Source organism: Massilia arenae (genome assembly GCF_008014745.1).
Taxonomy (GTDB): Bacteria; Pseudomonadota; Gammaproteobacteria; order Burkholderiales; family Burkholderiaceae_D; genus Telluria; species Telluria arenae.
This window is the reverse complement of record NZ_VPFD01000004.1, coordinates 416220-439984: the sequence shown is the minus strand read 5'-3', so window position 1 is coordinate 439984 and position 23765 is coordinate 416220. Positions and strand designations below refer to the sequence as shown.

The 23765-nt window shown below is 66.8% G+C and carries 24 protein-coding genes; 14 read left to right on the top strand and 10 right to left on the bottom strand.

Features of this window, described 5'->3' with window-relative positions:
* Positions 1-42 precede the first annotated feature (42 nt).
* A complete protein-coding gene (locus FVD38_RS06155) occupies positions 43-732 on the top strand; it encodes a fumarylacetoacetate hydrolase family protein (RefSeq protein WP_147933992.1) in 690 nt (229 codons plus the stop codon).
* On the opposite strand, the gene FVD38_RS06150 is transcribed toward FVD38_RS06155, so the two are convergent.
* Positions 633-1511 carry a hypothetical protein gene (locus FVD38_RS06150; RefSeq protein WP_147933991.1) on the bottom strand — a complete coding sequence of 293 codons (879 nt, stop codon included), beginning with the start codon at positions 1509-1511 and terminating at the stop codon, positions 633-635. The two genes, FVD38_RS06155 and FVD38_RS06150, sit on opposite strands and share 100 nt — an antisense overlap.
* Positions 1512-1620: 109 nt before the next feature.
* Between FVD38_RS06150 and FVD38_RS06145 the strand changes: the two genes are divergently transcribed.
* Entirely contained in the window at positions 1621-2145 is a 525-nt protein-coding gene (locus FVD38_RS06145) for an alpha/beta fold hydrolase (RefSeq protein ID WP_147933990.1), read from the top strand.
* Between the two features lie 121 nt (positions 2146-2266).
* A complete protein-coding gene (locus FVD38_RS06140) occupies positions 2267-3124 on the top strand; it encodes a hypothetical protein (RefSeq protein WP_147933989.1) in 858 nt (285 codons plus the stop codon).
* 138 nt (positions 3125-3262) lie between these two features.
* On the opposite strand, the gene FVD38_RS06135 is transcribed toward FVD38_RS06140, so the two are convergent.
* A complete protein-coding gene (locus FVD38_RS06135) occupies positions 3263-4864 on the bottom strand; it encodes a methyl-accepting chemotaxis protein (protein ID WP_308616740.1) in 1602 nt (533 codons plus the stop codon).
* Positions 4865-4994: 130 nt separating this feature from the next.
* Entirely contained in the window at positions 4995-6020 is a 1026-nt protein-coding gene (locus tag FVD38_RS06130) for an asparaginase (RefSeq protein WP_147933987.1), read from the bottom strand.
* Positions 6021-6427: 407 nt separating this feature from the next.
* Here FVD38_RS06130 and FVD38_RS06125 point away from each other — a divergent pair, with 407 nt between their 5' ends.
* Positions 6428-6817 (top strand): hypothetical protein, encoded by a 390-nt coding sequence (locus FVD38_RS06125; RefSeq protein WP_147933986.1) that lies wholly within the window; start codon positions 6428-6430, stop codon positions 6815-6817.
* On the opposite strand, the gene FVD38_RS06120 is transcribed toward FVD38_RS06125, so the two are convergent.
* Complete coding sequence (locus tag FVD38_RS06120) at positions 6808-7680, bottom strand: pirin family protein (protein ID WP_147933985.1); 873 nt, start codon at positions 7678-7680, stop codon at positions 6808-6810. The genes FVD38_RS06125 and FVD38_RS06120 overlap by 10 nt on opposite strands.
* A 122-nt stretch (positions 7681-7802) precedes the next feature.
* On the opposite strand from FVD38_RS06120, the gene FVD38_RS06115 reads away from it, so the two are divergent.
* From FVD38_RS06115 to FVD38_RS06095, 5 genes are all read left to right on the top strand, one after another.
* Complete coding sequence (locus tag FVD38_RS06115; RefSeq protein WP_147933984.1) at positions 7803-9323, top strand: dipeptidase; 1521 nt, start codon at positions 7803-7805, stop codon at positions 9321-9323.
* A gap of 401 nt (positions 9324-9724) precedes the next feature.
* Complete coding sequence (gene galT / locus FVD38_RS06110; RefSeq protein WP_147933983.1) at positions 9725-10819, top strand: galactose-1-phosphate uridylyltransferase; 1095 nt, start codon at positions 9725-9727, stop codon at positions 10817-10819.
* An 11-nt stretch (positions 10820-10830) separates the two neighbouring features.
* Complete coding sequence (locus FVD38_RS06105; RefSeq protein ID WP_147933982.1) at positions 10831-11919, top strand: M24 family metallopeptidase; 1089 nt, start codon at positions 10831-10833, stop codon at positions 11917-11919.
* Entirely contained in the window at positions 11916-13016 is a 1101-nt protein-coding gene (gene galK / locus FVD38_RS06100; protein WP_147933981.1) for a galactokinase, read from the top strand. Before FVD38_RS06105 ends, galK begins: the two co-directional genes overlap by 4 nt.
* Positions 13003-14814 carry a glycoside hydrolase family 2 protein gene (locus FVD38_RS06095; RefSeq protein ID WP_147933980.1) on the top strand — a complete coding sequence of 604 codons (1812 nt, stop codon included), beginning with the start codon at positions 13003-13005 and terminating at the stop codon, positions 14812-14814. Before galK ends, FVD38_RS06095 begins: the two co-directional genes overlap by 14 nt.
* Positions 14815-14871: 57 nt before the next feature.
* Here FVD38_RS06095 and FVD38_RS26415 read toward each other — a convergent pair whose 3' ends face one another.
* From FVD38_RS26415 to FVD38_RS06075, 4 genes are all read right to left on the bottom strand, one after another.
* Complete coding sequence (locus FVD38_RS26415) at positions 14872-15504, bottom strand: hypothetical protein (protein ID WP_187271482.1); 633 nt, start codon at positions 15502-15504, stop codon at positions 14872-14874.
* 160 nt (positions 15505-15664) lie between these two features.
* Positions 15665-16105, bottom strand: coding sequence for a VanZ family protein (locus tag FVD38_RS06085; RefSeq protein ID WP_229493434.1), 441 nt, complete (start codon positions 16103-16105; stop codon positions 15665-15667).
* Positions 16106-16148: 43 nt separating this feature from the next.
* The gene (locus FVD38_RS06080; protein WP_147933979.1) at positions 16149-16451 is read right to left on the bottom strand and encodes a hypothetical protein; all 303 of its coding nucleotides are present in this window, start codon (positions 16449-16451) and stop codon (positions 16149-16151) included.
* A 631-nt stretch (positions 16452-17082) separates the two neighbouring features.
* Complete coding sequence (locus FVD38_RS06075) at positions 17083-17850, bottom strand: SDR family NAD(P)-dependent oxidoreductase (protein WP_147933978.1); 768 nt, start codon at positions 17848-17850, stop codon at positions 17083-17085.
* A gap of 140 nt (positions 17851-17990) precedes the next feature.
* Here FVD38_RS06075 and FVD38_RS06070 point away from each other — a divergent pair, with 140 nt between their 5' ends.
* The 5 genes from FVD38_RS06070 to FVD38_RS06050 are packed head-to-tail and all read left to right on the top strand — an operon-like array spanning position 17991 to position 22432.
* A complete protein-coding gene (locus FVD38_RS06070; RefSeq protein WP_147933977.1) occupies positions 17991-19388 on the top strand; it encodes an alpha/beta hydrolase in 1398 nt (465 codons plus the stop codon).
* An 8-nt stretch (positions 19389-19396) separates the two neighbouring features.
* Positions 19397-20131 (top strand): ABC transporter ATP-binding protein, encoded by a 735-nt coding sequence (locus FVD38_RS06065; protein ID WP_147933976.1) that lies wholly within the window; start codon positions 19397-19399, stop codon positions 20129-20131.
* Positions 20128-21306: an ABC transporter permease gene (locus FVD38_RS06060; RefSeq protein ID WP_147933975.1), complete on the top strand. Its 1179-nt coding sequence runs from the start codon at positions 20128-20130 to the stop codon at positions 21304-21306. The genes FVD38_RS06065 and FVD38_RS06060 overlap by 4 nt, the downstream gene beginning before the upstream one ends.
* Positions 21306-21818, top strand: coding sequence for an RNA polymerase sigma factor (locus FVD38_RS06055; RefSeq protein WP_147933974.1), 513 nt, complete (start codon positions 21306-21308; stop codon positions 21816-21818). Before FVD38_RS06060 ends, FVD38_RS06055 begins: the two co-directional genes overlap by 1 nt.
* Positions 21815-22432 (top strand): hypothetical protein, encoded by a 618-nt coding sequence (locus FVD38_RS06050; protein WP_147933973.1) that lies wholly within the window; start codon positions 21815-21817, stop codon positions 22430-22432. Before FVD38_RS06055 ends, FVD38_RS06050 begins: the two co-directional genes overlap by 4 nt.
* On the opposite strand, the gene FVD38_RS06045 is transcribed toward FVD38_RS06050, so the two are convergent.
* Both FVD38_RS06045 and FVD38_RS06040 read right to left on the bottom strand, forming a co-directional pair.
* Entirely contained in the window at positions 22422-22934 is a 513-nt protein-coding gene (locus tag FVD38_RS06045; protein ID WP_123071534.1) for a TPM domain-containing protein, read from the bottom strand. The two genes, FVD38_RS06050 and FVD38_RS06045, sit on opposite strands and share 11 nt — an antisense overlap.
* Positions 22934-23761: a TPM domain-containing protein gene (locus FVD38_RS06040; RefSeq protein WP_147933972.1), complete on the bottom strand. Its 828-nt coding sequence runs from the start codon at positions 23759-23761 to the stop codon at positions 22934-22936. Before FVD38_RS06040 ends, FVD38_RS06045 begins: the two co-directional genes overlap by 1 nt.
* Positions 23762-23765 lie beyond the last annotated feature (4 nt).

Below are 23765 nucleotides of genomic sequence, written 5' to 3'. Positions count from 1 at the left end.
CGGCGGTAGTATGATCATGCTTCCCTCTATGAAAGGATGAGCATGTCCGAATTCGTCATCACCGCTCCCGCCACGCCTTCGGTGGCCGTCAGCGGTTCGAGCAGCCGTTTCCCGGTGCGCCGCGTGTTCTGCGTCGGCCGCAATTACGCCTCGCACGCGCGCGAGATGGGGAGCGATCCGAACCGCGAACCGCCGTTCTTCTTCACCAAGCCGGCCGACGCCGTGGTGCCCGCCAGTGGCGCCGTGCCATATCCGCCGTCGACCGACGACCTGCACCACGAGATCGAACTGGTGGTGGCGCTGGGTTCAGGTGGCGCCAACGTCGACCCGGCCAAGGCGCTCGACCTGGTGTGGGGCTATGGCGTGGGCCTGGACCTGACCCGGCGCGACCTGCAGGCGGTGGCCAAGGACACCGGCCGTCCCTGGGATATGGCCAAGGGCTTCGACGCTTCGGCGCCATGCAGCGCCCTGCATCCGGTGAGCGCAGTAGGCCACCCGGCCGAAGGCCGCATCTGGCTCGAGGTGAACGGCGCCCTTCGCCAGGAAGGCAACCTCAACGAACTGATCTGGCCGATCGCCGACGTGATCGCCTATCTGTCGCGCTTCGTGACCCTGGCGCCGGGCGACCTGATTTATTCGGGCACGCCGTCGGGCGTGGCGGCGCTCAAGCCGGGCGACCGCGTGCGCGGCGGCGTCGACGGCGTCGAGACCTTCGAGCTCGAGATCCGCTGATCGTCGATCAAACTCTCCATCTGCGCCTGCAAGGCCTGGCGCGCGGCATCGAGCTGGGCGCCGTTGGTTTTGCTCGATAGGGTGGAACGGTCCTTGCGGCCCAGGAAGTAGGCGACCCGCTCGGCGTTCGCGCCGGAAGGGTGGGGCAGGCCGTGCAGGATGCGGCTCGCAGCCAGCACGCCCTGCGCCGCCAGCCAGTCCAGGCCTTCTCCCACGCTGGCCCCCATCGGGATGTATAAGGCGTCGGGCAGCATGGCCGCTTCATGCGCGAAGTAGCGCAGCGTTTCTTCGCGCAGGAAGGTGTGGCGCGGCATGGCGGGCGTGCCGCTGTAGTTCTTGCCGTCGACGAAGACCGGATGGCGCAGGATGGCGCCGATGTGGACCAGGCCGGCATCGGGGCCGAACAGCGTGGCGCAGCTGGCGATGCCGAGCCAGCGCTGCACGCCGATCGCATCGAGCAAGGCCACGAAGTTGGGCCGGATCGCGCCGCTGAAGGCGCCAGCCTGGCGCGCCACCACCAGCACCTCGTCGGTTGAAGCGCCCGCGGCCATCTGGCGCTGCGCCTCGCGCATCGCATTCTTCCATTGCACGAAGCCGGGCGAGATCCCGACCACCACCACACGCGCCGCGCGGTTCACCGATTCAAACGGGATGTAATAGCTGCGGTAACGCCCTTCATGTGCCAACAGGAAGTGGTCGGGGATGCCGGCGGGTGCGGCGATGGCATCCAGGTCCAGGCGAGCAATGGCATCGGCGTAACGGTCGAAAAGAATTTCCATGAGGCAGGTTGTGCGAATGCGACGAGCTGGGCATTGTGCCAGTCTTTCGGGAGGCGTGAAACCGGATCGAATGCGCTAGGCTGGCGGTATCGCGTGCGAGGAGACGATCATGAAAATGTACCGCTCATTCTGCTGCGCCGTCGCCGTTTGCTTCCTGGCGCTGGCGGCGCAGGCCGCCGAACCGTCGATGCCCGCGGGCTTCAAGACGGCCAGCGTCCAGACCGCTGACGGCGCCACCATCCACGTGCGCACTGGCGGCAAGGGCCCGGCGGTCGTGCTGATCCACGGCTTTGGCGACACCGGCGATATGTGGGGCCCGCTGGCCGCGCGCCTGGCCAGGCTGTATGCGCAACCCGGCGCCATGCGGGCCTCGTTCGCGCAATTCAATACGATCGCCACGCACGACGTGGCCGACAACCGCAGCGCATCGAAGGTCAAGCTGACGATGCCGGTGCTGGCGGTGGGCGGCGAAAAATCGTTCGGCCCGATGATGGCCACGGTGATGCGCAATGCCGCGCTCGACGTGCGGCAAGCCGTCGTGCCGGGCGCCGGCCACTGGATGATGGAAGAGAATCCGGACGCCACCGTCAAGCTGATCGACGATTTCCTGAACGCCGACGTTGCCGCCCGCTGAGCCAATACGAGCTGTGCCCATATAGCTATGCCCCGCTCAATGCATTGAGATGCGTCAGTGCGCATGAACTGATACGCTAGCGATAACGACGCACTTTGCGCCAGATCGAGCGGAGGTTGTCATGTCGCAAGTCGCATTGATCACCGTGCATGGCATGGGGGAAACACTGCCCGCGTATGCGGACGGGTTGATGGCGCAGCTGCGCAGCCGGCTGAGCGGGCTGGCGGCGCAGGTGACGATGCGCTCGGTCTATTATCAGGGCATCCTGCACGACAACCAGCGCCAGGTCTGGGAGCGCACGGTCGCCGGCGGCAAGGTGCGGTACGACGCCTTGCGCAAATTCGTGCTGTACGGCCTGGGCGACGCCGCCGGGCTGGAAACCCGCAAGGAGATCCCCGGCTCGGTCTACGAGCTGGCCCAGGGCGAGATCGCGAGTGCGCTGCTCTCGTGCCATGCGGCCCGTCCCGACATGCCGGTGGTGTTCGTCGCCCAGTCGCTGGGTGGACAAGTGCTGTCGAGCTATCTGTACGACGCCCAGAAGGCGGCTGCCGGGCGGCCGGTCGGGGCCGGCATCTGGCGCAACGTCGACGCCTGGGCCTCTGGCGCGCTGGGCCGCCCGTTGACCGCGAGCGAACGGGTGTTCCTGGGCGGCGGCACCTGCGCCGGCCTGGTCACCACCGGCTGTAATATCCCGATCTTCGTTGCCGCGCACAAGGAGATGGACATCATCCCGATCGCGCCGCCCACCTCGCTGTTCAAGTGGATCAATTTCTACGACCCGGACGACGTGCTGGGCTGGCCGCTGCAGCCGCTGTCGGGCGGTTACCGGGCCTTGGTCGAGGACCGCGCGATCAATGCCAGCGGCAGTATTGGCAGCCTGCTCGCGCGCAGCTGGAATCCGCTGTCGCACGAGAATTATTGGGAAGACGGCGCGGTGCTGGACGCGATCGCCGCCATGCTGCGCCGTCTGGCGGCTTAGGCCAATCCACTGGCGCTCGCCCGTCATTCCCGCGCAGGCGGGAATCCAAGTTTCATGCTCGGCCAATGAAGCTTGAGCTGGCAACTACGCTACGGCCTTGGATTCCCGCCTGCGCGGGAATGACGTGCGAGCTGGCTATCACATCGCCAGCGCCGGGCTCTTGCGCAGCGCCAGGCGCGGCCGCGTATCCGTCTCCGCATTGCCCAGCCTGAACCCTGCCGCCACCTCGGCCAGGCGTGCCGCCTGTTCCTGCATGCTGGCCGCGGCCGCGGCGGCCTGTTCCACCAGCGCCGCGTTCTGCTGCGTCACCTGGTCCATTTGCGTGATCGCCTCGTTCACCTGGTGGATGCCGGTGCGCTGTTCCTGGGTGGCCGAGGTGATTTCGGACATCATGTCGGTCACGCGCGCCACGCTGGTCACGACGTCGTTCATCGTGGTGCCGGCCTGCTGCACCAGGGCCGTGCCGGCGTTCACCTGGGTCATCGAGTCGCCGATCAGGCCCTTGATTTCCTTGGCCGCGCTGGCCGAGCGCTGCGCCAGGTTGCGCACCTCGCTCGCCACCACGGCGAAGCCGCGGCCCTGTTCGCCGGCGCGCGCCGCTTCCACGGCCGCATTCAGGGCCAGGATATTGGTCTGGAAGGCGATGCCGTCGATCACGCCGATGATGTCGACGATCTTGCGCGCCGAGGCGTCGATCGAGCCCATCGTGTCGACCACCTGGCCGACGATGGCGCCGCCGCGCGCAGCCACTTCGGAGGCCGTCTGCGCCAGGCCATTGGCCTGCACCGCATTGTCGGCGTTCTGGCGCACGGTCGCCGTCAGTTCTTCCATCGAGGCCGCCGTCTCTTCGAGCGAGCTGGCCTGCTGCTCGGTGCGGCTCGAGAGGTCGAGGTTGCCGGCCGCGATTTCTCCCGATGCGGTGGAGATGGCGGTGGTGCCTTGCTGCACCTCGGCCACGACCCGCGCCAGGGCGCCGTTCATGGTTTCCAGGGCCCGCATCAGGTCACCGACTTCGTCTTTCGGGTAGGTGGCGAAGGTATTGCCGAGGTTGCCCGCCGCCACCGTCCTTGCCACGTCCAGGGCGCTGTCGAGCGGCCGGGTGATGCTGCGCGTGATCATGACGGCGGCCACCGAGCCGAGCGCCGTGGCCAGCACGGTGAGCAGGATGACCAGGCGCGTGCTGCGATCGTTCGCGGCTTCGATGTCGAGCGCGATCTGGTCGATCGATTTGCGCTGGATTTGCAGCAGGCTCAGCACACGCGCGCCATAGGCGGTCGCGGCCGGGGAAAAGACCGCTTCATAGGCCTGCTCGGCGCCGGCGCCGTCGCCCGCGGTGCGGGCGTTCATCACCACTTCCTTGGCGGCCTGGTATTGCTTGCGCAGGCCCAGGATCTCTTGCAGCGTCTGTTTTTCTTCGGGCGAATCGAGCAGGACTTCGACCTTCTTGAGGATCGCGGTGGTGTCGGTGACGCTGTCCTTGATCGGCTTGGCGAACACGGTCGACAGGGTGCTGTCGGTGCTGCGCGCGATCAGCGAGGTGCGGGCAATCGCCGAATAGGTCATGACATACCAGTCCGACACCAGGCGTTCCTTGGCCAGGGGCTTTTGCATCATCTGGTGGGTGGCTTCGGCACTGCTGCGCGTGGTGTACAGCGCGAAGGCGGTGCCGGCCAGGGAGAGGACGAGGATCGTGGCGAACGCCAGCGTCAGGCGCGAGCCGATGCGTAGATTTTTTAACACGATGTCAATAACCCGTAGAAACGGAAAATTCCGTAGGGCAAGTATCACCTGTTTAAACCTAAAATGAAATCTCCCGATGTGCTAGCTGTTGTATGGACGCATCGTATGTTAAATCGGCGAATTCACCTGTTCACCGCCCCTCATCCAGGGTGAATATGGGACGAATGTCGCCCGCCACCGTACCGCGCGCATTCTTGATGGCCGGCTGGCGGTAGCGCTCGAGCGCGGCCTTGCGCCCGGCGTCGAGCAGGCCTAGCTGGTCCAGTACGGCGTACACGGCCGGATGCAGCGCGCGGCTGTTACCGTCCGCAATCTTGATCGCGATGCCGATCCCGGCCGAGCGCACGCCGATCGCCTGCACCGCGTCGGCGCCGATCTTGGCCACCCAGTCGCCGCCGCCCGCCGTCATCCAGTGCAGGTCGGTACGCTCCTGGCCCGAGACCATGTCGGGCCGCGCCGTCATGGCCTCACCCAGGATGCCCATCGCGCCGCCCAGCTGCGGGTCGCTGCTGCCGTGCGCCAGGCGCGCATACAGCTGCGCCAGCGACGACAGCGGCAGCGCGTAGTTCGGCGCTGAACAGCCGTCGATCCCGGTTGGCATGGCGTCCACCGGCAGCCCCACGGCGTCGGCCAGCGTGGCGCGGATCGCCTGCTGCAGCGGGTGGGCGCGCTCGACGTAGTTGGCGGTGGGCGCGTCGTGCAGCCGGCACCAGGCCAGGAAGCCGCTGTGCTTGCCGGAACAGTTGTGGTGCAGCGGCGTCCATTGCGCATCCGGTGGCGGCTTCGTTCCCGTGAACTCGTAGTGCAGCGGCTGCGCGCAGCCGCATTCGAGGTGGCCGGGTTCGAGGCCGATCTTGTCCAGGATCGCGCGCACGCCCTCGAGGTGGATGTCTTCGCCCGAATGGCTGGCGCACAGCAGCGCCACTTCGTCCCGCGTGAGGCCGAAGCGCGCCGGGCCGTCGGACAGGATGAAGGGCAGGGCCTGGAACGGTTTCAGGGCCGAGCGGGTGAAGGTGGGATAGTCAGGGTCGCCCGCCGACCACAACAGCCGGCCGCGGGTGTCGACCACGGCGATCGAGCCCCAGTGGACGTTCTCGATCGCATTGCCTGAGTCGGGATAGCCGCGCGTGGTCGCGACGAGGGGAATCGCTTGCATGGGTTGGGTCTGGTGTGTTGTCGATGGCCCTAATGTACGGCATCTGCACGCGATGCAGACACACGTTTGACAGGGTGCCTCGGCAGTCCCGCCGGCGTGGACATGCGCAGGTAACCGGCCTTAAAAAAAAGCCTGAAAACAGACATGCAGACGGGGTGCAGACGTGTACGAACGACACGCATATGCACCTCCCGTTCACTTCACGTTTTCAGCATTTCATCGCGCGTTTCGGCGCTTCATCCCACTGCCGCTTGAGTACGCGCGAAGTCTGGCTAGACTGGGTTCATCGCCAGACAAAAAGCAGCCCTGGCGACAACGAAACACGTGGACCACGCGGTCTCTTCACGAGCGATCGAACGCTTGCCGCACCGGTTCTTCTTCGCACTCGACCTGAAAGGAAAGACATCATGCGCATCAAGCACATCGCCCTGTTCGCCGCCATCGCCGCCGTTTCGTTCTCCAGCGGCGCAGCGCCGCAAACGACCGACAATGAAGTGAAAGTCCGCGCTCCCAACGTCAAGCAGGTCATGATGGCGCCGTTCATGTATGACCGTGTGCAGGGCGAATACGCGCTCGAAGACGGCCGTGTCCTCCAGGTGAAGGGCAAGATCGGTGACGGTCAACGCGCGCTGTATGCCGACCTGGGCGACGGACCGGTCGAACTGGTCCACGTCGGCAAGAAGCGCTTCGTTGCCGTGGACCGGGACCTGAGCCTGCGCTTCCAGGGCGACCGGATTCCAGAGACTGTCTTCGTGCGCGAAGGCGACAAGCGCGCCGTGGCCTCGACTCAGCGCTGAGCCGGCGTTGAACCGAAGCGCCCGGCCTGGTAGTCGGCGATCGCCTGCACGATCTCTTCACGGGTGGTCATGACGAACGGCCCGTGCGCCACCACCGGTTCGCGGATCGGTTCGGCATGGCCGAACAGCAGCAGCGAATCGGCCTCGGCCCTGATGTGCAGGGCGTCGCCGTCGTCATCCAGTTCCACCAGTTGGTAAGCGTTGACGAGATCGCCGTGGTCGCCCACGCCGATGCGTCCCCGCACCACATACAGCAGCACGTTGCGGCCCTGCAGGCCGGCTACCGTCAATCGCCCTCCGGCCTGCATCGCGACCGTGCTCATGAACACGCCGGTCAGCGACCGCACCGGCCCCGTGTTTCCATCCCATTCGCCGGCGATCAGGTTCATGGTCACCTTGCCGCCATCGAGCGGCAGGGCAGGGATTTCATCGCGCTGCAACCCCGTGTAGGCAGGCGCGCTCATCTTCAGGCGCGACGGCAGATTGACCCACAGCTGCAGGATCTCGAGCGGGCCGCCGTGTTCCAGAAAATCGCGTGGCGATACCTCGGCATGCACGATGCCGCTGCCCGCCGTCATCCACTGGATGCCGCCGGCGTGGATCACGCTTTCATGGCCGGCGCTGTCGCGGTGCGCCAGCATGCCGTCGACGATGAAGGTGACCGTCTCGAAGCCGCGGTGCGGATGCGGTCCGAACGGCAGGCCGCGGTTGTGCGGCCCGTAGACCTGCGGGCCGTGGTGGTTCAGGAACAGGAAAGGATCGATCTGATCAAGCTGGTCCGAGGGCACGGGACGCTGCGTCAGCAGGTCGCCGATATCGTCGCGCAGCGCCGGGTGCAGGCGGCAGATGGTCTTGTCGGTCATGGTGCTTTTTCTCTCGGTGCGAAGCGCGTAACGATACGCGGAAAACGCGGATCGGGTGCACACATGCATGTGCTAGACTCCTTGCGCATTTGCAATCATGGATTCATGGAGACCGGCGCCGTATGTACAAGAAAGCCCTGATTGCCAGCCTGGTGCTGGCGTGGACCACCACCGTCGCATCCGCCGCCTCACCGGCGCCGGCCCCGAGCGACACCGCCGTCAGCGCCGCCAAATATGCGGTTCAGACTTACCGCAACGACGTGGTCGACACGCTGGCCAAGCTGGTCAGCTTCAATACGGTGGCCGATGCGCGCTACCCGTCCGACAAGAACCCGGTCCACATCGCGTTCAAGGCCGCATTGAAAAAGGAGGCCGAGCGTCTCGGTCTCGATTACCAGGATCATGGCTGGACCGTCATCGTCGGTCTCGGCAAGGGCACTGAGCGGGTCGGTATCGTGACCCATGGCGACGTGCAGCCGGTCGATCCGGCCAAATGGAAGAAGTCGCCGTTCGTGCTGGACCGCACCAGCGAGCCGGGCAAGCTGATCGCGCGCGGCGCCGAGGACGACAAGGGACCGATCGCCACCGCGCTGTATGCGATGAAGACGATCCGCGACCGCCAGATCCCTTTGAGCAAGCGCATCGAACTATATGTGTACATGGGCGAGGAATCGGACTGGGGACCCTTGACCGAATTCCTCAAGACCCACGTGCCGCCGCAAATGAGCATCACGCTCGACGCCGAGTATCCGGTCGTGACGGCGGAGAAGGGCGGCGGCACCGTGGCCGTGACGATCCCGAAGGCCGGCGCCGCGATTCCCGCGGCGGGCGAACTCCATATCGCCGAATTCAGGGGCGGCTCCTTTAATACCCAGATCCCCGAAGACGCCGAGGTGCTGGTCGCCAACGCCACGCCGGAGATCGAGGGGCAGATCCGCGCACGCGCCGCCAACCAGGAAGGCATGCGCTACACCTTCGAGCGCCAGGGCACGAACCTGAAGGTGGTCGCGAAAGGCGTGTCGGCCCACTCATCGAAACCGCAGGAAGGCGTGAACGCGGTCAGCATGCTGGCCGACGCGCTGGCGGTGCGCAGCTGGCCGAATACGGTGGCCGGCGGCGTGGTGAACTACCTGAACGACCTGGTCGGCACCGGCTACCATGGCGAGAAGTTCGGCAAGATCGCCTACCGCGACAGCTTTATGGGACCGATGACCTTCAAGCCGACCGTGATTCGCCAGCTGGACGAGGGCATCGAGGTCGCGATCAATGTGCGCCGGCCGCGCGGCAAGTCGACCGAGCAGCTGACGTCCGAGATCGATGCCGCCCTGGCCGACTGGCAGGCGCGCCGGCTGCCGTTGGCGAACGTCAAAGTCGGTGTGCGTGAGCCGTGGATCCTTGAGAATGCACCGCAGGTGCCGACCCTGCTGTCGACCTTCTCGTATTTCACCGGCATGAAGGACGCGAAGCCGGTGGCGATCGGCGGCGGCACCAATTCGCGCCTGTTCCCGAACGCGGTCAGCTTCGGTCCATCGATGCCGGGCCAGAATTACACCGGTCACTCGGAACATGAATTCATCACCACCAAGCAGCTGCTGTTGAACCTGCAGATGTATACGGCGGTGCTGGTTGAGTTGGCTAAATAAATCCGCTGCATCCGCTGGCCCGGCCCTCCGGGCCGGTCGGTCCCCCGACCTCCCTCTCGCAGTTGAAACGCCGCTCTTGCCTACGATGAGTAGGTAGGCGTTTTTCTTGCCAAGATGTGTAAAAAATTCTAATTATTGCGTAGGTGCGGGACTACAATGATCCTGCCGGTTGACGTTCCTCCAGACGCTCTCCCTGCCAATCCACGCCGTATGCCAAGGGCTGTCTCGCCCCTGTGACAGAGCAGTATTGACGCCCGGAAAATGCTCAAATTCTGGGTGGAAAGTGTGGCGAAAACAGCATGTTAGGATCGGTTTCTCGTGCCGCGAGCGCGCCGATGCCCTGGTATTCGGCGTGCGCGCTCGCGCCTGACCGAATGCTCCACCGAACCTGAACTGTTGCCATGCATAGTAAAGAACTCAAGAAACCGGACGGGCGCAACCTGACCCTGTACAGCAATATGCCGATCCCTGACGGCATCGTTGCGACCAGCCCGTTCCCCGATCCGCAGCATGCGAATCCGCACCTGCGCTGGCATTCGCTGCGCGGCGAGTGGGTGACCTATGCGGCCTTCCGCCAGAACCGCACTTATCAGCCGCCGCCGCAATACAACCCGCTGGCGCCGACCGTGGACGACGAACATCCGACCGAGATGCCGGCCGGCGACTACGAGATCGCCGTGTTCGACAACCGCTTTCCCTCGCTGGCGCTGGAGTCGCACGATCCGCCAACGGTGACGGTGCCGACCGCGCAGGCCAACGGCCATTGCGAGGTGGTGGTGTTCACGCAAGACCCGAATGCGGCGCTGGCCCACCTGCCGCTGTCGCGCATCGAGCTCTTGCTGCAGGTCTGGGGCGACCGCACCACGCGCATCGGCAGCCACCAGAACATCCACTATGTGCTGCCGTTCGAGAACCGCGGCGCCGAGGTCGGCGTGACCCTGCACCATCCGCATGGCCAGGTGTATGCCTATCCCTTCGTGCCGGCGGTGCCGGCGCGCATGCTGGCGCAGGAGCGCGAATACTATCTGCAGCACGGCGCCAGCCTGCTGTGCGACATGGCGCGCGACGAGGCCGCCGACGGCCGGCGCGTGCTGTACCAGGACGACTACGCGATCGCCTTCGTGCCGGCCTGCGCCCGCTATCCCTACGAGGTGTGGGTGATGCCGACCGCGCCGTGCAAGGATTTCGCCGCGCTCACGCCGCCGCAGCGCGAAGGCCTGGCGCGCGCGCTCAAGACCGTGCTGCTCAAGTACGAAACCCTGTGGAACCGGCCTTTCCCTTACCTGATGGCCTGGTACCAGGCCCCGACCGACGGCGCTCAGCACCCGGAAACCCAGCTGCACGCCCAGTTCTATCCGCCCTACCGCACGCGCGACCGCCTGAAATACCTGGCCGGCACCGAGCTGGCGGCCGGCATGTTCGCGATGGACGTGCTGCCCGAAACCACGGCCTATGAATTGCAGCAGGTCGAAGTGAACCTGGAGGACGCCGCATGACGGAGATGGATATGCGTGCCCTTGAAGTGGCCGACAAACTGGCGCTGCTGCGCGCGACCCTGCTCCAGGAAGGCGCCGGCGCGGTGCGCCTGCGCGGCACCGACTGGTTCGCCTGGGTGACGGCCGGTGGCTCGAGCGCGGTGCTGCTGACCACCGGCGTCGGCATCGCCGAGGTACTCGTCACTGCGGACGACGCCTGCGTGTTGACCGACGAGATCGAGGGCGAACGCCTGCGCGCCGAGGAAGTCCCGGGCGGCTTTACCTTCCACATCGAACCGTGGGCCGAGCCGGAGCTGCGCGAGCGCTTCGTCGCGGGTGCGGCCCAGGGCCGCGCCATCCTGTCCGACCGTCCCGTGGGCGAGGAGCGTCCCTTGCCGCTGGCGCTGCGTCAACGCAAGCTGGTGCTGGGCGACGCCGAGCAGGTGCGCTACCGCCTGCTGGGCCGCGAGGCGGCCGAGGCGATGACCGAGGTACTGCACCGGGCCCGTCCCGACTGGACCGAACAGCAGCTGGCCGGCGCCGGCGCCGAGGCGCTGTGGCGGCGCGGCATCCATCCGGCCCTGGTGCTGGCGGCCGGCGCGCGCCGCCTGCCCCTGTACCGCCACGCGACGCCGTCGCACGAAGCGCTCGGCGAGCGCGCCATGCTGGTGTTCTGCGCGCGCCGCCACGGCTTGTACGCCAACCTGACCCGCTTCGTCAGCTTCGGCGGCGCGGGTTCGGCGCCCGAGGCCCAGCGCGCGCTGATGGAGGTCGAGGCCACGGGCCTGGCTGCCGTGGCGCCCGGTAAATCGCTGTCGAGCGTGTACCACGCGCTGGCCCAGGCCTATCACCACGCCGACGTCGAAGGCGCGATCCGCGAGCACCACCAGGGCGGCATCACCGGCTACCTGGCGCGCGAGATCGTGGCCACCGCCAGCACCGCGACCCAGCTCGAGGAAGGCATGGCCTTCGCTTTCAACCCCAGCTATGGCGGCATGAAGATCGAAGACACCTTTTTGCTCGGCCCGCAGGGACTCGAGAACCTGACGTGCGATCCCGGCTGGCCGGCGCTGGACGTCCATGGCCGCAAGCGGCCGCTCTGGCTGGAGGCGCAAGCATGACCTTGAACCCCGACACCTTCTTTGGCGGCGCGCCCGAAGTGAACGCCTCGGCCCCGGGCCGGGTCAACCTGCTGGGCGAGCATACCGACTACAACGACGGCTTCATGCTGCCGGTGGCCACGCCCCAGCGCACCATGGTGGCGATCAGCCGCAGCGGCGACGACCATTTTCATTTCTATTCGCCGAACCTCGATGCGAGCGTGACCTTCGTCCGCGACGGCAGCGCGCCGCAGGGCTTCGGCAGCTATATCGAAGGCTGCATCCGGCTGGTGCAGGCGGAAGGGATCGAGGTGCCGCCGCTGCGCGTATATGTCGAGACCGACCTGCCGGTCGGTTCGGGCCTGTCGTCCTCGGCCGCGCTCGAGGTGGCGACGTTGCGCGCCATGCGTGCGCTGCTGGGGTTCGAACTGGACGACGTCAAGCTGGCCCGCATCGCCCAGCGCGCCGAGATCGAGTATGCGCGCGTGAACTGCGGGATCATGGACCAGATGGCGTCCAGCCTGGCCGACGAGAGCAATATGCTGTTCATCGACGCCCGCACGCTGGAACACCGCCTGGTGCCGCTGCCCGCGGACACCGAGCTGATCGTGGTCGACTCGGGCGTGGCGCGCAAGCTCGCCGCCAGCAAGTACAACGAGCGCCGCGCCGAGTGCGAGGAGGGCGCGAGGAAGCTCGGCGTGCAGGCGCTGCGCGACGTGGCCGACCCCTCCGCGGTGGAGAGCTTGCCGGCGCCGCTGCGCGAGCGGGCGCGCCACGTGGTGCGGGAAAACCTGCGCGTGCTCGAAGCCGCGCAAGGCGTGAGCGCCGAGCGCTTCGGCGAATTGATGAATGACTCGCACTTCAGCCTGCGCGACGACTACGAGGTTTCGATTCCCGAACTCGACGCGCTGTGCGAGGCCTTGCGCGCCGCCCCCGGCGTGCTGGGTGCGCGCCTGACCGGCGCCGGCTTCGGCGGCGCCTGCGTGGCGCTGTGCCGCAAGGGCCAGGCGCAGCAAGCCGCCGCCAGCGCGCTGGCGGCCTATGACCAAGATGGACGCCAAGGCCGGATCCTGGTGCCGGTGCCGACAGACAGAAAGGACCACGATGAACCAGTTTGAATATCCCCGTCCACAGCTGGTGCGCGACCAGTGGCAGAACCTGAACGGCAAGTGGCGGTTCTGCTTCGACGACGAGGGCAGGTACTTCATGCCGTCCGACGTCAAGGAGTGGACCCACGAGATCACCGTGCCGTTCGCCGCCGAGACCGAGATGAGCGGCATCCAGGACACGGGTTTCCACCGCGTGGTCTGGTATGAGCGCGACTTCGAATTGATGCCCAACGACGGGCGCACGATACTGCACTTCGGCGCGGTCGACTACGCTGCGCGCGTGTGGATCAACGGCCAGCTGGTGGCCGAGCACGAGGGCGGCCATACGCCGTTCGCGGCCGACATCACCTGCGCGATGCAGGGCGACGGCAAACAGACGGTGACGGTGTGGGTCGAGGACGATCCGGCCGACCTGGCCAAGCCGCGCGGCAAGCAGGACTGGCTGCTCGATGCGCACTCGATCTGGTATCCGCGCACGACCGGCATCTGGCAGACGGTCTGGATCGAGCAGGTGGCGTCGACCTATATCCAGAAGCTGCGCTGGACGCCGGTGTTCGAAACCTACGAGATCGGCTGCGAAGTGTTCGCGGCCGGCGACGTCCAGCAGGAGCTGTTTGTCGAGGTCAAGATCTGGCACGGCGAACAGTTGCTGGCGGACGATTACTACAAGCTGCTGGCCGGCGAAGCCAATCGCAAGATCGCGCTGTCCGACCCCGGCATCGACGATTCGCGCAACGAGATCCTGTGGAGCCCCGAGCGGCCGACCCTGCTCGACGCCGAAGTGACCCTGCGCTGCGGCGACGTGGTGCTGGACCGCATCCGCTCGTACACGGCGCTGCGCTCGGTATCGATCAACCGCGACCGCTTCATGCTCAATGGCCGCCCCTACCAGCTGCGCCTGGTGCTGGACCAGGGGTACTGGCCGGAATCGTTCATGACGGCGCCGTCCGACCAGCACCTGAAACGCGACGTCGAGCTGGCCAAACTGATGGGTTTCAATGGCGTGCGCAAGCACCAGAAGATCGAGGATCCGCGCTTTTTATACTGGGCCGACAAGCTGGGCCTGCTGGTGTGGGAAGAAATGCCCTCGGCCTACCGCTTCAGCCCGCGTGCCATCACGCGCATGGTCAAGGAATGGACCGAGGCGATCGAACGCGACTACAGCCACCCCTGCATCATCGTGTGGGTGGCCTTCAATGAGTCGTGGGGCGTGCCCAACCTGACCCTGACCCAGGCCCATCGCAATGCGGTGGAAGCGCTATACCACCTGACGCGCACGCTCGATTCGACCCGTCCGGTGATCGGCAACGATGGATGGGAAGCGTCGGCCACCGACATCCTCGGCATCCACGACTACGACAGCGATCCGGAAAAAATCCTGGCGCGCTACGCCGTCACCGATCCGGTGCGCACCCTGTTCGACCAGCGGCGTCCCGGCGGGCGCATCCTGACCCTGGATGGTTTCCCGCACCGTGGCCAGCCGATCGTGCTGACGGAATTCGGCGGCATCGCCTACGATCCGAAACAGACCCCGAACCCGGACGAGAGCACCTGGGGCTATAGCCGCGCGCACACGGCCGAGAGCTACCTCAAGCAGTACCGGCGCCTGCTGCAGGTGGTCAACGAGACCTTCATGTTCAGCGGCTTCTGCTATACCCAGTTCGCCGACACCTTCCAGGAAGCCAATGGCTTGCTGAACGCCGACCGGACGCCCAAGCTGCCGCTGGAAGTCATCAGCAATGCGACCCGCAACATCCCGATGTTTCACCGCGAGGTGGAGGAAGGCAAGGACCCGGGCACGCCCTGAGCCCGGCAACCCCTTCGCTACTCGCACGGGTGGACGGACCGTCCACCCGGCAGCCAGCTAGCGCTGGATGCTGCCACCCGTGACGTTGACCCGGTCGCCGCTGCGGAAGTCGGGCGTGGTGCCGTGGGTGACCACCTGCGTGCTGCCGTCGTCCATGCGCACGGTGACGCGGTAGGACTGGCTACCACCAGAGCTGGCACCAGCGCTGCCGGTGGCGCCGGCCGCGCCGCTGCTGCCCATCGACGAATCGCCCTCGGTAATGCCGCTCGACGCCGGCAGGATCTCGATCGCCAGCACGGTGCTGTTGGGCGCCGCGCTGGCCGCGGCGGCGCCCGCGGTCGATGCACTGCCGCCGCTGTCGTCCTGCATGCTGGAGGTGCCGGAACCGCTGCTGCCGGAGGCGCCCGAGCTGCCCGAGCTGCCCGAGGTGTCCGTACCGCCCGAGGTGTCGGTAGTGCCCGAGACGCCCGCGCTGTCCTGGGTGCCATCGGTGGTCGTGCCGCTGCTGCCCGAGGTGCCGGAGCTGCCGGAGCTGCCGCTGCTGCCCGAGCCGTAGTCGCTGGTCCCGGTGCTGCCGCTGCTGCCGCTAGTGTCACTCGACGATTCGCCACGCATGGCGGCGCACCCCGAAATGGCGAGCGCGACCGCCAGCAGGCCCGCCATGGCCACGCTCTGGTGAGTTTGCTTCATGATCAACTCCTCGTTTGGATGTTTAGTGGGGGGATGTGACGATGCCGCGCGCCACGAGGATAAGAGGCGCGAAGCGCGTCAGCGTTCCAGCTGACTTCCTTTGGAGGCCGGTTCGATCAAGCGCGAGGGTTCTTTGCGGAACCTGAACGGGCGACGATGGTCAGTGGCGGCGTGGCGCCGCTTGTGGGGCGAGGGTGGCCAGCACCGCCAGCACGGTGGAGGCGAGGGTGGCGGCCGTGACGTCGACCAGCCAGTCGCGCACGTCGCCCGAGCGATACGGGAAGAAACTTTGCACCCATTCATCGACGGCGCCCATCAGCGCGATGGCCAGCATCGCCTTCAGGGCGCGCTGCAGCGGCGTGCCGGTGGCGCCCAGGAACCACAAGGCGGCCAGGAAGGCGTAGGTCATGCCGTGCAGTACCGCGCCGGACGCATAGGCGCCAACCTCGGCGCGGGCGCCGGGAATCGAGCCCGCCACCAGGATGGCCAGCAGCCCGAGCAGGGCGAAGGCATGCAGGGCGCGGCGGACTTTGACTGGGGGCTGCAGCAGGGACGACAGGGCGGGCATCGATACGAACGGCGAAGGTACGTGAAGCGCCAACCTTACCACGCCATGCAGCCAATTGCCCGCACGCCAGTAACGCTCAGATCGTCAGGGCCGGTGCGCCGTCTGCGTAATGGGCGTCGAAGCAGCTTTCGCAATCGGCACAGAACAGGTGGGCCATGCGTACGCTTCCCTGTCGCAGGACCAGCTTGAGGTGGGTTTGCTGGCATTTGGGGCAGACTTCGCGGACGCTGCCGAAGGTGAGCAGGTTGAGCGGCGTGCTGTCGTTGTCGAGCGTGTCGACGACGGTGCGCGGATTGAGTTCGCTCAGGACGAGGTCGCCGTCTTCATGATGGCGGCGGCAAGTATCGGGCGTGGCGCTGGCTGGTACACGTAAGTTCATAGGACAGGTTCCCTTGGACGTTTCGTTGTACGTGGTCTTCCGACCGGTGGCCGAATCGGAAGGGCAAACTTTATGATAGCCAAATCAGCGACGGGTTCAAGCGCTATGACAATTTTTTTACCGCGAGTTGCGCGGGGGCAGAGAATAAGACCGGTTTGCAACCCGCCAGGTTCGCAGAAACAACGCGAACAGCGCCTAAAAAAATGCCCGCTGGTGGCGGGCACAACCCAAGATCGGGCCAAGAGATATGAAATCGGTTGGTGTGTAGCACCCGGGGCGCCGCACACCTGCTGCCATCAGGCATATCGGTTGCGTGTATGACAGGTGATTCTTAGTATAGGCAGCGTTTGTGACGCGATTGTGACCAAACGCAAAGTTCCGGCGGTATCAAATGACTGGCGAACGCCCGTCATGTCATCAGCGTGGGTTATACGTAGAACTACGTAGCGACGGCCTTCCTTGCTATTTTCGGCAAAAAAAAAGCCCGCTCTTGTGCGGGCTTAAAACTATTTTCTTGGAGGAGAATAGTGGAGACAGGTGTAATTATCGGGGTCGGCCTTGCAGGTGTCCAATTGCGAGTTCGGATACCAGACATGCGTTACGGTAATATCTGCCCCACTTTGGCCGGCTTTCAGTCGCGCACCGGCACCGTGTAGTTCAGTGCCATGCGGCCGCCGTCGGCGTACAAGGTCTGGCCGGTCATGTACGAGGCGTCGTCGCTGGCCAGGAAGGCGGCGATCGAGGCGACTTCTTCCGGCTCGCCGCAGCGGCCCAGCGGCGTGCGCGACAGGATGGTGTGGCGCGCTTCCGGGCTACCTAGCACGGCCTGCTTGGCCAGTTCGGTCAGGATGGTACCCGGGCCGATCGCATTGACGCGGATGCCATAGTGGGCCAGGGCGATCGATGCCACCCGGGTCAGCTGGTTGACGCCGCCTTTCGACACCACATAGGGCACCTGGTTCGGGATGGTCAGCTCGGCGTTGACGCTCGACATATTGATGATGCAGCCGCCTTCGCCCCGTTTCACCATATCGCGCGCCGCCGCCTGGCTGCACAGGAACATCGATTTCAGGTTGATGCGCAGCACGCGGTCGAAATCGTCTTCTTCCAGATCCAGGAAATCGGCCGCGTGGGTCACGCCCGCGTTGTTGACCAGGATGTCGATGCGCCCGAAAGCGTCGAGCGTGGCCTGGACCATCGCATCGACCTCTTTCTTGACGCCGACGTCGGCACGGAAGAAGCGGGCGGCGTCGCCCAGGCTGGCGGCGGCCTGCTCGACTTCGGGCTTCTGGTCGACGAGCATCACGCGCGCGCCTTCGCGCACCAGGCGCTGGGCGCAGGCCAGGCCGATGCCCTGGCTGGCGCCGGTGACGATGGCGATTTTCTGGTTGAGTTTCATGGCGGGCTTTCGTAGAGAGGCAAAGTCCGCCATTCTAACCACTCGGCATGGCTACCCGGAATGCATGATCGTCGATTTGCGTGTAAGTTTTTCGCGCGGCGCGTGACTCACCGGGTATCTCCACCACAACGAAAACAAACATGACCCGCAAGCATCTCGTCCTTGCCTGGACCCTGTTCCTGGCGATGCTGCTGTATTCCAGCATGGCCGCCGCCCTGGAACCCTGCCACCTGCCGCACCTCCCCGAGCGGGTCGAGTGCGGCACGCTTGAGGTGCCGGAAGACCGCGCCAATCCGGCCGGCCGCCGCATCACCATCCATTTCGCCCGCATCAAGGCCACCGCGAAACCGGCGGCGCCCGACCCGCTGCTGGTGCTGGCCGGCGGTCCCGGCCAGGCCGCCACGGATTACGGGCCGCTCCTGGCCAGCGCCTTCCGTGAAGCGAGGAAGCGCCGTGACATCCTGCTGGTCGACCAGCGCGGCACCGGCAGGTCAAACCCGCTGCGCTGCCCTATGCCCGAACAGGAGATCGCGCAAGGCGACACGACCGCCGCTCAAGCTGCCCTGCGCGGCTGCCTGGCGGGACTCGACGCCGACCCACGCCACTTCCATACCGAAGCCGCACTGGCCGATTTCGAGGACTTGCGGCGCGCGCTCGGCTATCGCCAGTTCAGCCTGTGGGGCGGTTCGTACGGCACCCGCACCGCATTGATGTATGCGCGGCGCTATCCCGACAGCGTGCGCGGCATGGTGCTCGATTCGGTGGCCCCTCCCAATGCCCGCATTCTGCTGTCGTCGCGTCACGCCCAGGCCGCGCTCGAGCGCCTGCTGGCCGACTGCGCGGCAGATCAGGGCTGCGCAAGGGCTTTCCCGAACCTGGCGCAGGATCTCGACGCTGTACTGGCGCTGCCGAGCCTGGGCCCGCACCAGGCCGCGGCGGTGCCGCAACTGCTGCGTGGCGCCATGTACAGCGCCCAGCATGCCAGCGTGCTGCCGTTCGCCATCCACGCCGCCGCCAATGGCCGGCCGCAGCCAATGCTGGCCCTGTACGACGCGCTGGCCGGCTGGAGCCTCGAAGGCATGACCTTCGGCCAGACCCTGTCGGTGCTGTGCGCCGAAGAAGCGCCATTCACCCATGCCGCCGCGATGCGCGAGGACGGCGCCGGCAGCCGTTTCGGTGAGGCCTATGCCAGGGGCTGGCGCGACTGGTGCCAGGTATGGCCGGCCGCGCGCTTCGACGCTCAACTGAGTGCGGAACTGACGCGCGCTGTGAAGTCCGACATCCCGACCCTGCTGCTGGCAGGCGGCCTCGATCCGGTCACGCCGCCGGAAAACGCCCATCTGGCGGCCCGCACCCTGCGTCACAGCCGGGTGCTGGTGGCCGATGGCGCTGGCCACACCTTCAGCGGCGCCGGCTGCGCGCCGCGCCTGATCGCCGCCTTCCTCGAGCATGCCGACCCGGCCGCCGTGGATGGCGCCTGCCTGGCGGCGATCCGCCGTCCGCCGTTCGTGCTGGCCGATGGCCAGCCCACCCTGTAAGGAGCACCATGATCGTCGTGAACAATATCGGCAAGCGCTTCCAGGCCTTGCAGGCCCTGGATGAGGTGAGCTTCACCGCGCGGCCCGGCACCATCACCGCGCTGCTAGGCCCCAACGGCGCCGGCAAGTCGACCTGCCTGCGCATCCTGTATGGCCTGCTGGCGCCGGACAGCGGCACGGTCGCCATCGACGGCATCGACGTGACGCGCGCGCCGCTCGCCGCGCGGCGCCGGCTCGGCATCGTCACCGATGAATTCGGGCTCTATGAGCGGCTCACGCCGCGCGACCACCTGCGCTACTTCGGCCGCCTGCACGGCATGCGCGGCGCGATGCTCGAACGCGCCATCGAGCGCGTGGTCCAGGAGGTGGGACTGGAGGCCGAAGCAGGGCGCGCCTGCAAGGGATTTTCGGCCGGCCAGCGCATCAAGGTGGCGCTGGCGCGCGCCTTGCTGCATGATCCTGCCGTGCTGGTGCTGGACGAGCCCACGCGCGGCCTGGACGTGATGAGCACGCGCGCCGTGCGCGAGGCCCTGGTGCGGGCGCGTTCGCGTGGCGCGGCGGTGCTGCTGTCGACCCACGTGATGCAAGAAGCGGCCCAGCTGTGCGACCAGGTGGTGGTGCTGGCGGCCGGCCGGGTGCGTTTTGCGGGGACGACGCCGGCGCTGCTGGCGCAGACCGGCAGCAGCGGTCTGGAGCAGGCTTTCGTGGAAGTGATCGGCAGCGATGAGGGGATTGCGGCATGAGACGTGAAAAATTCGTTGAGAGTTTGTGGATTGTGGTGTCGAAAGAGGTGATGGACGCCGTGCGCGACCGCCGCTCGATGATGGCCGGCCTGCTGTTCGCGCTGCTCGGCCCCTTCGTGCTGGCGGGCGTGCTCAAGGCGCTGATCGCGTCCGAGGTCGATGCCGGCGGACGGCCCCTGCACCTGGTCGGCGCCGCTCACGCGCCGGGACTCGTGCGTCACCTGGAAGCCGCCGGGGTCACGCTGCAGGCGAGCGAGGAGGCCCCGGACAGCCTGCTCGCACGCTTGCCCGGCGCCGTCGTGCTCGAGGTGCCGACCGCGTCCCCGCGCGATCTGGCGCGGGGACGCGCGGCCACGCTGGCCCTGTGGGCCGATATGTCCAATAACGACGCGCGGCGCCAGGCCCAGCGCGTGCAAGCCCTGGTTTCTGCCTATGGCGCCCAGCTGTCCGGGCAGCGCCTGCTGGGCGCCGGCATGGCGCCGGATCGAGCCGGCGCCCTGCGTCTCGAGCTGCGCGACATGGGCGGGCAGGGCGGCCGCACGGCGCTGGTGCTGGGCGCTTTGCCGCTGTTCTGGCTGCTCGGCCTGTTCGTCGGCGGCTCGCATGTGGCGCTGGACGCGACCGGCGGCGAACGCGAACGGCGCTCGCTCGAGGCTTTATTGGCGCAGCCGGTGGCGCCCGGTACGCTGTTCATCGGTAAATTGCTGACTGCCTCGCTGTTCGGCTATGTGAGCAGCGCCGCCGCGCTCCTGCTGTCGGTGGTCGCCCTCGAGCGCCTGCCGCTGTACGAAGTGGGCATGGCCTTCGCGCCGGACGCGGCGATGCAGGCGCAGATGCTGCTGATCCTGTTGCCGCTGGCGCTGCTGGTGGGCGCCCTGCAATGCGTGGTGGCGCTGCACGCCCGTACCCACAAGGAAGGCCAGATCTACCTGAACCTGCTGCAACTGGCGCCGATGCTGCTGATGGTGGAAAAGATCGGGGCCGCGTCCCCGCCTGCCGCCCACCTGTTGCCGCTGTTCAGCCAGCACGCGCAGCTGGGCGCGCTGGTGAGCGGCGGAGCGCCGGCGCCGCAGATGCTGGCGCTGTCGGTGGCCGGCTGCCTTGGCGCTACCGCCTTGCTGATCGCTTTCGGCAGCCGGCGCCTGGGCAGCGAAGGCTTTGTATTCGGGCTGTGATGGCAGGCTCGCAGGATATCGAGTTCGAGCGCGAGTTCAAGCGCCTGATGGCCGAGCATGGCGGCATGCTGGTGCGCTTCGCCGCCAGCTTCGAGCGCAACCGCCACGCGCGTGACGACCTGGTGCAGGACATCATGCTCGCCGTGTGGCAGGCCTTGCCGGCCTTTCGCGGCGAATCGAGCATCAAGACCTATGTGGTCGGCGTCGCGCACCGGCGCTGTGCCAGCCATGTGATGCGCGCGGTGGCGCAGCCGCAGCACGAGGAGCTGGACGAAGAATGGGCCGACCAGCAGCCGGGGCCGGAAGCCCTGGCCGGCCTGAACCAGCAGCAGCAACGCCTGTTGGCGGCATTGCGCCAGTTGCCGGTGGGGCAGCGCCAGCTGGTGCTGCTGGCACTGGAAGGCATGTCCTATGAAGAGATCGCGCAGCTGCTCGGCATCTCGGTGAATAATGTCGGCGTGCGCCTGAACCGCGCCAAGGCTGCGCTCAAGGAAAGGCTGGAGGAACGATGAACGATGCGGATGAATGGGCGAGGCTGCAGGATGCCTGGGGCGCGGATGCGCCGGCGGCTCCGCCGATGCCGGACGTGACGGCGATGATCGCGCGTGCGCGGCGCCAGCGCCATCTGATCCTATGGACGATTGCCGGCGAGTGGGCGCTGGCGCTGGTGGCTGTGGTGATGCTGGTGCGGGACTGGCCGCGGGCGACGGCCAACGGCTACATGCTGCTGTGGTGGGTGTACTTCCTGTTGTTCATGGTCGTGGTGATGATCAGCTTCACCTGGACCCGCCTGGCCGCATTGCGCGAGCCGGCGGGCGCCAGCCTGCGCGACTGGCTTGGGCTGCGCCGCCGCCGCGCCTTGCTGAGCCTGCGCCTGGTGCGACTGACGCGCTGGACGACCTTCCCCATGCTACCGGCCCCATTCATCACCCTATTCACGGCGCGCGACGCCTGGTCGGCCACGTGGAGTACGGCGGTGGTGACAATGCTATTGGCTGGCGGCTTGCTGTGGGCGCGCGACAAGGCGCGCCGCATGAAGGCCGAGCTGGCCGAAGTCGACGCCCTGGCGCGCGAATGGCTGGACGAGCCGCAGGAAGGGACGCAGGATCGGACGACTACAGCATGAGCGGCCGGTCCGGCAGCTCGTTCGGCCGCTCGCCGCTGGCCGGGAAGTGCTGGCGCAGCAGCTCGTTGACCTGCTTGACCGCCGCCAGGGTCGCTTCATGGAAGCTGCCCTGCCTGAAACCCTCGGTCATGGTGCGGCACACGGCCTGCCAGGTGGCGGCGTCGATCTTGCGGTCGATGCCGCGGTCGGCCACGATGTCGATCTTGTGCTCGGCCAGGTTCACGTAGATCAGCACACCGCAATTGTCTTCGGTGTCCCACACGCCATAGTCGGCGAACAGCGCGATCGCGCGCTGGCGGTTGGTGACGCCTTCCCAGGCCGCCTCGAAAGGCAGTGCCTTCTCGACGATCAGGCGCACCTCGCCGCGGTGGGTCTGTTCGCCCAGGTCGATCGCCTCGGCGATCGCGTCCAGGGTCGTATCGGGGAAGGCCTGTTTCGCTTCGCTCGCGCTGCTCTTCCAGTGGCGCCAGGCGCGGCGCATCTTGTGTGTCATCGATCCCATTACCAGTCTCCCGAGGCGCCGCCGCCGTCGAAGCTGCCACCGCCGCCCGAAAAGCCGCCGCCGCCGAAGCCACCGCCGCTGCTGCCGAAACCGCCGCCACCGCCGCGGCTCATATTGCCGATGATGTTGCCGAGGACGAAGCCGGTGGTGGCGCTGCCCCAGTGCGACTGGCCGCGGCGGGTGCCGATGGTGCGTCCGCGGCGTGGCCGGAACACCGAGCGCAGCATGGAGGCGCCGATGATGATCAGGAAGATCGCCCACAGCGGGAAGCCACCGTCGCTCGCCGCCTGGCGCTGCTGTTGCTGCGGTGGCGGCGCCGGGAAGGCTTCCTGGTTGAGCAGGGTGGCGATGGCGCCGACGCCGGCGACCAGGCCCTCATAATAGTGTTCTTGCCGGAAGTGCGGCGCGATCACGTCCTGCAGGATGCGTTTCGATTGGGCGTCGGTCAGCACGCCCTGCACGCCGCGCCCGGCCTCGATGCGCAGGCGGCGCAGTGACGACGGATTATCCCGCGCCACCAGCAGCAGCACGCCATCGTCGACGCCCTTGCGACCCAGCTTCCAGGCATCGGTGACGCGAATGCTGTACTGCTCGATCGCCTCGGGCTCGGTCGACTTCACCAGCAGCACGGCGATCTGGCTGCCGGTCTTGGCCTCATAGTCGGCCAGCACGGCTTCCAGGCGCTGGCGCTGGGCGGCGTCTAGCATGCCTGCCTGGTCGGTGACGCGCGTGGTCAGCGTCGGCACCGGCTGCAGCTGGGCGAAAGCCGGCGCACCGGTCAGGAGCGCCAGCAGCAGGATGCAGAAGAAACGCGACAGTGCGGTCATGCCG

Bases quoted from the DNA above. Each gene is read 5' to 3' on its own strand.
- FVD38_RS26415 (WP_187271482.1), bottom strand. From the start codon at position 15,504: ATGAAGCAAACTCACCAGAGCGTGGCCATGGCGGGCCTGCTGGCGGTC.
- FVD38_RS06145 (WP_147933990.1), top strand. From the start codon at position 1,621: ATGAAAATGTACCGCTCATTCTGCTGCGCCGTCGCCGTTTGCTTCCTG.
- FVD38_RS06080 (WP_147933979.1), bottom strand. From the start codon at position 16,451: ATGAACTTACGTGTACCAGCCAGCGCCACGCCCGATACTTGCCGCCGC.
- FVD38_RS06060 (WP_147933975.1), top strand. From the start codon at position 20,128: ATGAGACGTGAAAAATTCGTTGAGAGTTTGTGGATTGTGGTGTCGAAA.
- FVD38_RS06065 (WP_147933976.1), top strand. From the start codon at position 19,397: ATGATCGTCGTGAACAATATCGGCAAGCGCTTCCAGGCCTTGCAGGCC.
- FVD38_RS06150 (WP_147933991.1), bottom strand. From the start codon at position 1,511: ATGGAAATTCTTTTCGACCGTTACGCCGATGCCATTGCTCGCCTGGAC.
- FVD38_RS06045 (WP_123071534.1), bottom strand. From the start codon at position 22,934: ATGGGATCGATGACACACAAGATGCGCCGCGCCTGGCGCCACTGGAAG.
- FVD38_RS06125 (WP_147933986.1), top strand. From the start codon at position 6,428: ATGCGCATCAAGCACATCGCCCTGTTCGCCGCCATCGCCGCCGTTTCG.
- FVD38_RS06055 (WP_147933974.1), top strand. From the start codon at position 21,306: ATGGCAGGCTCGCAGGATATCGAGTTCGAGCGCGAGTTCAAGCGCCTG.
- FVD38_RS06115 (WP_147933984.1), top strand. From the start codon at position 7,803: ATGTACAAGAAAGCCCTGATTGCCAGCCTGGTGCTGGCGTGGACCACC.
- FVD38_RS06050 (WP_147933973.1), top strand. From the start codon at position 21,815: ATGAACGATGCGGATGAATGGGCGAGGCTGCAGGATGCCTGGGGCGCG.
- FVD38_RS06155 (WP_147933992.1), top strand. From the start codon at position 43: ATGTCCGAATTCGTCATCACCGCTCCCGCCACGCCTTCGGTGGCCGTC.
- FVD38_RS06075 (WP_147933978.1), bottom strand. From the start codon at position 17,850: ATGAAACTCAACCAGAAAATCGCCATCGTCACCGGCGCCAGCCAGGGC.
- FVD38_RS06140 (WP_147933989.1), top strand. From the start codon at position 2,267: ATGTCGCAAGTCGCATTGATCACCGTGCATGGCATGGGGGAAACACTG.
- FVD38_RS06095 (WP_147933980.1), top strand. From the start codon at position 13,003: ATGAACCAGTTTGAATATCCCCGTCCACAGCTGGTGCGCGACCAGTGG.
- FVD38_RS06105 (WP_147933982.1), top strand. From the start codon at position 10,831: ATGCGTGCCCTTGAAGTGGCCGACAAACTGGCGCTGCTGCGCGCGACC.
- FVD38_RS06040 (WP_147933972.1), bottom strand. From the start codon at position 23,761: ATGACCGCACTGTCGCGTTTCTTCTGCATCCTGCTGCTGGCGCTCCTG.
- FVD38_RS06130 (WP_147933987.1), bottom strand. From the start codon at position 6,020: ATGCAAGCGATTCCCCTCGTCGCGACCACGCGCGGCTATCCCGACTCA.
- FVD38_RS06120 (WP_147933985.1), bottom strand. From the start codon at position 7,680: ATGACCGACAAGACCATCTGCCGCCTGCACCCGGCGCTGCGCGACGAT.
- galK (WP_147933981.1), top strand. From the start codon at position 11,916: ATGACCTTGAACCCCGACACCTTCTTTGGCGGCGCGCCCGAAGTGAAC.
- galT (WP_147933983.1), top strand. From the start codon at position 9,725: ATGCATAGTAAAGAACTCAAGAAACCGGACGGGCGCAACCTGACCCTG.
- FVD38_RS06070 (WP_147933977.1), top strand. From the start codon at position 17,991: ATGACCCGCAAGCATCTCGTCCTTGCCTGGACCCTGTTCCTGGCGATG.